At 70.8% G+C, this 8532-nt stretch carries 6 protein-coding genes; all 6 read left to right on the top strand.

Features of this window, described 5'->3' with window-relative positions; all coding sequences use genetic code 11:
* Nucleotides 1–322: 322 nt before the first annotated feature.
* A complete protein-coding gene (locus tag AB0O67_RS34915) occupies nucleotides 323–1405 on the top strand; it encodes a LacI family DNA-binding transcriptional regulator (protein WP_365459310.1) in 1083 nt (360 codons plus the stop codon).
* 94 nt (nucleotides 1406–1499) lie between these two features.
* On the top strand, nucleotides 1500–2768 hold the full coding sequence (locus tag AB0O67_RS34920; protein WP_365459313.1) for a sugar ABC transporter substrate-binding protein: 1269 nt from the start codon (nucleotides 1500–1502) through the stop codon (nucleotides 2766–2768).
* A gap of 10 nt (nucleotides 2769–2778) precedes the next feature.
* Entirely contained in the window at nucleotides 2779–3738 is a 960-nt protein-coding gene (locus AB0O67_RS34925; RefSeq protein ID WP_365459316.1) for a sugar ABC transporter permease, read from the top strand.
* A 6-nt stretch (nucleotides 3739–3744) separates the two neighbouring features.
* Nucleotides 3745–4596: a carbohydrate ABC transporter permease gene (locus AB0O67_RS34930; RefSeq protein ID WP_365459319.1), complete on the top strand. Its 852-nt coding sequence runs from the start codon at nucleotides 3745–3747 to the stop codon at nucleotides 4594–4596.
* Between the two features lie 18 nt (nucleotides 4597–4614).
* Entirely contained in the window at nucleotides 4615–6051 is a 1437-nt protein-coding gene (locus tag AB0O67_RS34935; RefSeq protein WP_365459325.1) for a GH1 family beta-glucosidase, read from the top strand.
* A complete protein-coding gene (gene yicI / locus AB0O67_RS34940; protein WP_365459322.1) occupies nucleotides 6051–8396 on the top strand; it encodes an alpha-xylosidase in 2346 nt (781 codons plus the stop codon). Before AB0O67_RS34935 ends, yicI begins: the two co-directional genes overlap by 1 nt.
* Nucleotides 8397–8532 lie beyond the last annotated feature (136 nt).

Here is an 8532-nt window from a genome sequence, read left to right on the forward strand (position 1 = left end):
GGGCCGGGGGCTGCCGGGGGCGGGGCGGGGGGCCGTCGTCCAGGGCGGATACGCGCTGGCCCGCGCCGAACAGTCCGTCAAGCCCTTCGAGCGCGCCGTTCACGGCGCGCTGGACCTGCTCGGCGTGCCAGGCCGGCAGCAGTAGATTCCGACAAAGGAGACTCAATGTGAGATAGCAGGCAAGGTATTGCCTTCACCCGCACCCCTTGCCTACAGTCTCGCCCATCCTCGAATCGATTCGACGTGCCGCGTGTCGTCGATTGTCGAATCGATTCGACAAGCTGAACCGGACAGAGCTGTGACGGGCGGACAGGGGCGGGACATGGCCACGATCAAGGACGTTGCCGAACGGGCGGGTGTGGCGCCGAGTACCGTCTCCTACGTTCTGAGCGGCTCACGCAAGATCTCCGAGGACACCAGGCGGGCGGTCCGGGCCGCCATCGACGAGCTCGGCTATCACCCGCGTGCCAGTGCCCGCACCCTGCGCAGTGCCCGTACCCGCGTGATCGCGCTGGCGGTGCCGCGCGTCCCCGGTGAATACCGCGCGATCGACGGCCGGTTCGCCGTCGACGTCACCGACGCCGCCCGCGGCCACGACCACGACGTCCTTCTCATCACCGACGAGGACGGCGTCGGCGGCCTGCGCCGGGTGGCCCGCAGCGGGCTCGCGGACGCGGCGGTGCTGATGGCGGTCGAGGAGCGCGATCCCCGCATAGAGGTCCTGCACGCGCTCGGCTTCCCCGCCGCGCTGCTCGGTCATGACGGCAATGCCCGACTGCCCTGGACGGATCTCGACTGGGAGGCCGCCGTCGCCCTCGCACTGCACGAGACCGCGGCGGCCGGCCACCGACGGATCGTCTTCCTGTCGTCCGCCGACCACGAGATCGCCGCCCGCCGCGGTTACGCGCTGCGCGGCCTCGACGGCGCCCGGCGCGCGGCCCACGAGACCGGCGCGGAGGTGCGCGTGGTCTCCTCGCACCGCGATCCGGACGTCCTCGGGCGCCGGCTGCGCGAGGCGCTGACCGCCGGGCCCGCGCCGACCGCGCTGGTCGTCCAGCACCTGATCCTCCTCCCCCACCTGCTGGACGCGGTGGCCTCGGCCGGGCGGCGGATCCCCGACGACCTGTCCCTCGTCCTCGTCGGCAGCCTCCCCGACGAGCTGGGCGTCCGGCATCTGCCCCGGATCGACCTGCCCGTCGCCGAGATGTCCGCGGCCGTGGCCCGACTCGCCATCGAGGCGGTCGAGCTCGGCTGCGGCACCGCGAAGACTTCTTCCGCCCCGTTCCGCACGAAGACCCGCGACGCACCCGAGGCACCCGCCTCGAACGCGGCCCCCGGAGCGCCGTACCACCCGATCCAGCCCCGGATGGCCGGGCCCACCATCGCCCCGCCGGCCGACGGCTGAGCAGGCCGGGCCCTCCGGACGCAACCTGACGTCCCGGCCGGCCCGCAGCAGATCACTGCATGTCCAGAGCCGCACATGTAAGGGAGAGACGACCATGCCGTCCCTAGCAGGACGCATCAGAGCTGGAGCCGCGAGAACCGGAGGCCTGCGCGTTCCCGCGCTCGCCGCGACGCTCGCCTGCGCCACCGCCGCACTCGGCCTGACCGGCTGCGCCGCGGAGCCCGACCCGGGCACCGTCACCGTGCTCAACTCGGCGACCGACACCGCCGAGCACACCGCCAACCAGCAGTTCTTCGACCGATGCGCCAAGCCTCTGGGCGTGAAGGTGGAGCAGGTCAGTGTGCCCGCCGACCAGGTCGCGTCGAAGGTGCTGCGGATGGCGTCGTCCGACTCCCTGACCGACATCCTGGAGCTCGACGGCTCGGAGCTGCCGCAGTTCGCACAGACCGAGGGACTGCGCCCGCTGAAGGAGGCCGGCGTCGACACGTCCGGCTTCTCCGCGAGCGCCACCTCCCTCGGCTCGTACGACGGTGTCCAGTACGGCATCGCGCGCTCCGTCAACTCGCTCGCCCTGATCTACAACACCGAGCTCCTCCAGGAGGCGGGCATCGACCCGCCCCGGACCTGGGCCGAACTGCGGGAGGCCGCCAAGAAGCTGACCGCGGGCGACACCTACGGGATGGCGTTCAGCGCGAGTCCCAACGCGGACGGCGTGTACCAGTTCCTGCCCTTCTTCTGGTCCGCCGGCGGCGACGAGGCGAAGCTCGACAACGGCAAGGGTGAGGCCGCGCTCCAGCTCTGGAAGGACCTCGTGGCGGACGGCTCGGCGTCGAGATCGGTCGTCAACTGGAACCAGCAGGACGTCAACGACCAGTTCGTGGCGGGTCGCGCGGCCATGATGATCAACGGCCCGTGGCAGGTGCCGGTCCTCAGTGCCCAGAAGAACGTGGACTGGGCCGTCGCGAGCATCCCCGTGCCCGAGGCGGGCAAGGCCGCCGTACCGCCCATCGGCGGCACCGTGATGGCCGTACCGAAGAACGAGGACGACCCGGCGCGCGAGAAGAAGGCCGGCGAGCTGCTCAACTGCCTGAACTCCGAGCAGAATCAGCTCCAGTGGGGCGAGTCCGTGAACAACGTGCCCACGCGCGCCGCGGCCGCCCAGGCGTACGCGGCCCAGAACCCGAAACTCGCCGCCTTCGCCGACCTGGTCACCACGGCCCGTTCCCGCACCGCGCAGGTCGGAACCGGATGGCCCGTCGTCGGTGACGCGCTCGCCGGTGCCTTCCAGTCCGTGCTGACCGGGCGTACCAGCCCGGAACAGGCCATGCACCGGGCGCAGCAGCAGGCCTCGGCGGGGAAGTGAGGAGCCGGCCATGACCACCATCACCTCGATCGCGCCCGCCAAGGCCGCAGGCACGACGCAGACGCGCACGCACCGGGCGCCCAGGCGCCAGCGGCTGCTGCGCTGGCTCTTCGTCGCCCCGGCACTCACCTACATGGCGCTGTTCTTCGGCTATCCGCTCGTCAACAACATCGTGATGAGCTTTCAGCGCTACACACCGAAGACGTACTTCACCGGCGAGGCCCCGTTCAACGGGCTCGACAACTGGCGGGCCGTCTTCGCCAACGAGCTGTTCACCGACGCCCTGTGGCACACGATGCTGTTCACCGTCGGCTCGCTGCTCGGCCAGTTCACCATCGGTCTCGCCCTCGCGGTCTTCTTCTCCCGGCGGTTCCGGCTCTCCGGGCTCGTCCGTGCCGTGCTGCTGCTGCCGTGGCTCGTGCCCATGGTGGTGTCCGCCGTCGTATGGCGCCGCATCCTCGACCAGGAACACGGCATGCTCAACACCGCGCTGCACGCGGTCGGCATGGTGCCCGCGGACGGTGTCCCCTGGCTCAGCAGCCCGAGTGTGGCACTGCTGTCGGCGGTCCTGGTCAACATCTGGATCGGCATCCCGTTCAACATGGTGATCCTCTACGGCGGGCTCCAGGAGATACCGCGCGACCTGTACGAGGCGGCGGCGCTGGACGGCTCCGGCCCGTGGCGGACGTTCCGGAGCATCACCCTGCCGATGCTCCGGCCGGTGATCACTGTCGTACTGGTGCTGGGCTTCATGTCGACCGTCAAGATCCTCGATCTGATCCTGGCGCTCACCTCCGGCGGCCCCGCCGACTCCACGCAGACGCTGGGCACAGTCACGTACCAGCTGTCCTTCCTGCAGCTCGACTTCGGCCAGGGCGCCGTAGTGGGCAATGTCCTGATCCTGATCAGCGCGGTCTTCGCCGTGCTGTACCTGCGGGCCAACCGCGCCGACTTCGGCAAGGGGAAGTGACCGACGATGAAGCAACCCACGACCGTGCCGGCGAACCGGCCCACCCCCTCCGTCCGTCTGCGCTCGGCCTGGAACACCACCGCCGCGCTGCTGATCCTCGCCGTCCTGCTCTTCCCGGTGTACTGGATGCTCAACACCGCGCTCCAGCCCGAGTCGAGCATCGCCGCCACGCAGTGGTTCCCGACCGCTCCGAGCCTGAAGAACTTCGACACGGCGATCAGCACCCAGGGCGGCGCGCTGCTCACCAGCCTCGGGGTCGCGCTGGGCGCCGTCGTCGTCTGCCTGGCGCTGGCCGCGCCCGCCGCGTACGGGCTCGCCCAGTTCGGCCTGCGCGGCGGCCAGGGCATCGTCTTCACCACCCTCATCACGCAGATGGTGCCGGGCATCGTCATCGCCAACGCCATGTACAGCGCGTACGCGGAGCTGGGGCTGGTCAACTCGTACCTGGGCCTGATCCTCGCGGACGCCTCGCTGGGCCTGCCTTTCGCGATCGTGCTGCTGCGGGCGTTCATGGTCTCGATCCCCACCGAGGTGGTGGAGGCCGCGATGGTGGACGGGGCGAACCGCTTCACCGCGTTCGTCCGGATCGTGCTGCCGATGAGCCGCAACTCGCTGATCACGGCGGGCCTGTTCACCTTCCTGTTCGCCTGGTCGGACTTCATCTTCGCGCTGACGCTCAACACCACGGACGACGTGAAGCCGATCACGCTCGGCATCTACCAGTTCGTGGGCGCGCACGTCAGCGACTGGGGCGCGGTGATGGCGACCGCCGTGCTCTCCGCGGTACCGGCCGCGGTGCTGCTCGTCGTCGCCCAGAAGTACATCGCCGCCGGCATCACCGGCGGATCGGTCAAGTAGGACGGTTCTCCCGTGAGCATTGCTGAGTTGCCTGACTTCTCCGGCTTCCCCGGCTTCCCGGACGGCTTCCTGTTCGGCGCCGCCACGGCCAGCTACCAGATCGAGGGCGCGTACGACGAGGACGGCAGAGGCCCGTCCATCTGGGACACCTTCAGCCGTGAACCCGGCCGCGTCGCCGGCGGCGCCACCGGCGATGTCGCCTGCGACCACTACCACCGCTACCGCGAGGACGTCGCCCTCCTGCGCGAGCTGGGCGTGGACAGCTACCGCTTCTCCGTCGCCTGGCCGCGCGTCCAGCCGACCGGGTCGGGCCCGGCGAACGCGGCGGGACTGGACTTCTACGACCGGCTCGTCGACGAACTGCTCGCCGCCGGGATCTCTCCCGCCGCCACGCTCTACCACTGGGACCTGCCGCAGGCTCTCGAGGACCGGGGCGGTTGGCGGGTGCGCGGGACCGCGGAGCGTTTCGCCGAGTACACGGCGATCGTGGCGGACCGGCTCGGCGACCGGGTGGACCGCTGGATCACCCTCAACGAGCCGTTCTGCAGCGCCTTCGTCGGCTACGCGGCGGGCGGCCACGCCCCGGGTGCCCGCGAGGGCCGCGGCGCGCTCGCCGCCGCCCACCATCTCCTCGTCGGCCACGGGCTCGCGGTGCGCGCGCTGCGGGCCGCGGGTGTCAAGGAGGTCGGGATCACGCTCAACCCCGACCGGCTGCTGCCCGCGACGGAGTCGCCGGCCGACCTGGCCGCCGTACGCCGCGTCGAGACGTTGCACAACGACGTGTGGTTCGAGCCGTTGTTCGCCGGGCGCTATCCGGCGCACGAGGCCGAGACCTGGGGCGAGCTCCTGAAGTCGGGCGAAACGTTCCGGCACGAGGGCGACCTCGACCTCATCGGCGCTCCGCTCGACTTCGTCGGCATCAACTACTACCGGCCGATCACGGTCGCCGACGCCCCGTACGAGGACCCTGACCCGGCCTCGCGCACGGCCGTCGACGTCCGGGCGGCGGAGACCTGGCGGGACGACGTGCGGCACACCACCATGGGCTGGCCCGTCGTCCCGCACACCTTCACGGACCTGCTGGTCGACCTGGCGGGCCGCTATCCCACCCTGCCGCCGCTGCTGATCACGGAGAACGGCTCGGCGGAGGCCGACGCCGTCGACGCCGAGGGCCGCGTCCGCGACACCGACCGGGTCGAGTACCTGCGCAGCCATCTGGAGGCTCTCGCGGCCGCCATGCGCGCGGGCGTGGACGTCCGCGGCTACTACGTGTGGTCGCTGCTCGACAACTTCGAGTGGGCCCGCGGCTACGACCAGCGCTTCGGCATCGTCCGTGTCGACTACGACACGCTGCAGCGCATCCCCAAGGACAGCTACCACTGGTACCGGCAGCTGATCGCCGCGCACCGCGCCCGCGCCGGCGCACCTCACACCGCCACCCCAAGGAACACCTGATGAAGTTCACCGACGGCTACTGGCTGATGCGTGACGGCGTTCGCGCGTCGTACGCGGCGGAGGTCGCCGACGTCCATGTCACCGACGACCGGTTCACCCTCTACGCGCCCGTGCGCCATGTGACCGATCGCGGCCACACCCTCAACAGCCCGCTGCTGACGGTCGAGTGCTGGTCGCCGGCCGAGGGCGTCATCGGCGTCCGCGCCACCCATCACGCGGGGGCCGCCGAGCGTGGCCCCGACTTCGCGCTGCACGGCGAACCCGGTCACGCGGCCAAGGTCACCCGGGAGGGCGCACTGCTGGAGCTGACGGCAGGCGACCTGTCCCTGCGCGTGGACACCTCGGCTCCCTGGCGGCTCGACTTCGTCGCGGACGGACGGGTCCTGACCTCCGCCGAGGCCCGGGGCACCGGCTTCGCGGTCACCGAAGACGGCGCCCACCACTCGCTGGCCCAGCTCTCGCTCGGCGTCGGCGAGCTGGTGTACGGGCTCGGCGAGCGTTTCACGCCGTTCGTCAAGAACGGCCAGACCGTGGACGTCTGGCAGGCGGACGGCGGCACGGCGAGCGAGCAGGCCTACAAGAACGTCCCGTTCCATCTGACCAACCGGGGCTACGGCGTCTTCGTCAACCACCCGGGCAAGGTCAGCTACGAGATCGGCTCCGAGGCCGTCGGGCGGGTGCAGTTCAGCGTCGAGGACCAGTCGCTGGAGTACTTCGTCGTGCACGGCCCGACGCCGAAGGAGATCCTGGACCGCTACACGGCGCTGACCGGCCGCCCGGCCCTGCCGCCCGCCTGGTCCTTCGGCCTGTGGCTGTCGACGTCGTTCACGACCTCGTACGACGAGGAGACGGTCAACCGCTTCGTGCGCGGCATGGCCGAGCGAGACATCCCTCTGGGCGTCTTCCACTTCGACTGCTTCTGGATGCGCGAGTACCAGTGGTGCGACTTCGTCTGGGACCCGGACGTCTTCCCGGACCCGGAGGGCATGCTGCGGCGCCTGAAGGACGAGCACGATCTGCGCGTCTCCGTGTGGATCAACCCCTACATCGCCCAGAAGTCCGCGCTGTTCGCGGAGGCCAAGCGCCACGGCTATCTGGTGCGCAGGCCGAACGGCGACGTGTGGCAGTGGGACCTGTGGCAGGCGGGCATGGCCCTGGTCGACTTCACCAACCCGGACGCGCGCGAGTGGTACGCCGACAAGCTGCGGGTGCTGGTCGCGCAGGGCGTCGACTGCTTCAAGACCGACTTCGGCGAGCGCATCCCGACCGATGTGGTCTGGCACGACGGCTCCGACCCGGAGCGCATGCACAACTACTACACGCAGCTCTACAACCAGACCGTCTTCGACGTGCTGACCGAGGCCAGGGGGGCGGGCGAGGCCGTGCTCTTCGCCCGCTCGGCGACGGCCGGAGGTCAGCAGTTCCCCGTGCACTGGGGCGGCGACTGCGAGTCCCACTTCGGCGCGATGGCCGAGTCGCTGCGCGGCGGACTCTCGCTGGGCCTGTCCGGCTTCGGCTTCTGGAGCCATGACATCGGCGGCTTCGAAGGCACGCCGACGCCCGAGGTGTTCAAACGGTGGGTGCAGTTCGGTCTGCTGTCGTCGCACAGCAGACTGCACGGCAGCAAGTCCTACCGGGTGCCCTGGGACTACGACGAGGAGGCGGTGGCGGTCACGCGTGACTTCACGCGCCTGAAGCACCGGCTGATGCCGTACCTGTTCGGAGTGGCTCGGCAGGCCGCCGAGCACGGCACTCCGCTGATGCGCGCCATGGTGCTGGAGTTCCCCGACGACCCCGGCTGCCACACCCTGGACCGGCAGTACATGCTGGGCGGCGACCTGCTCGTCGCGCCCGTCTTCTCGGCCGACGGCGAAGTCGAGTACTACGTGCCGGCGGGCACCTGGACCCATGTGCTGTCGGGTGAGCGGATCGAGGGTCCCGGGTGGCGACGCGAGCGGCACGGCTTCGACAGCCTGCCGCTCCTCGCCCGCCCGGGGTCGGTGATCCCGTTCGGCGACAGCGACGACTCGGCGGTCTACGACTGGGCGGACGGTGTGACACTGCGCGTCCACGCGCCGGCCGACGGCGTCGCGACGGTCACCACGGTCCCCGCCGCGGACGGCTCGGCGGACGCCGTGTTCCGTACCCGCCGGGACGGTGACGTGGTCAGCGTCGTGGCGGAGGGCGCGCCGGGGGCGTGGCGGGTGCTGCTGGCCGGTGCGGAGGCGCGGCTCGACGCAGGGTCGCCGTCGTCCGCCGAGTCGACGGAGCTCGGCACACTCGTCAGCGTCCCGTCGGGCACGACCGAGGTCTCTGCACGCCTCACGGGGAAGCCCTCCGTGTGACGTCGGTGCGGTGACGTCCGCCCGGTCGCGGCCGGGCCGGCGTCGCGGGCGCCGGCGGGGGCAGGGCATTCCCCGGCCGCCCGCGGGGGCCAACAATAACCAGTAGTGGCGGGGGCGGGACAAATGTAAAAAAACG

It is taken from the genome of Streptomyces sp. NPDC086077, assembly GCF_040686175.1.
Taxonomy (GTDB): domain Bacteria; phylum Actinomycetota; class Actinomycetes; order Streptomycetales; family Streptomycetaceae; genus Streptomyces.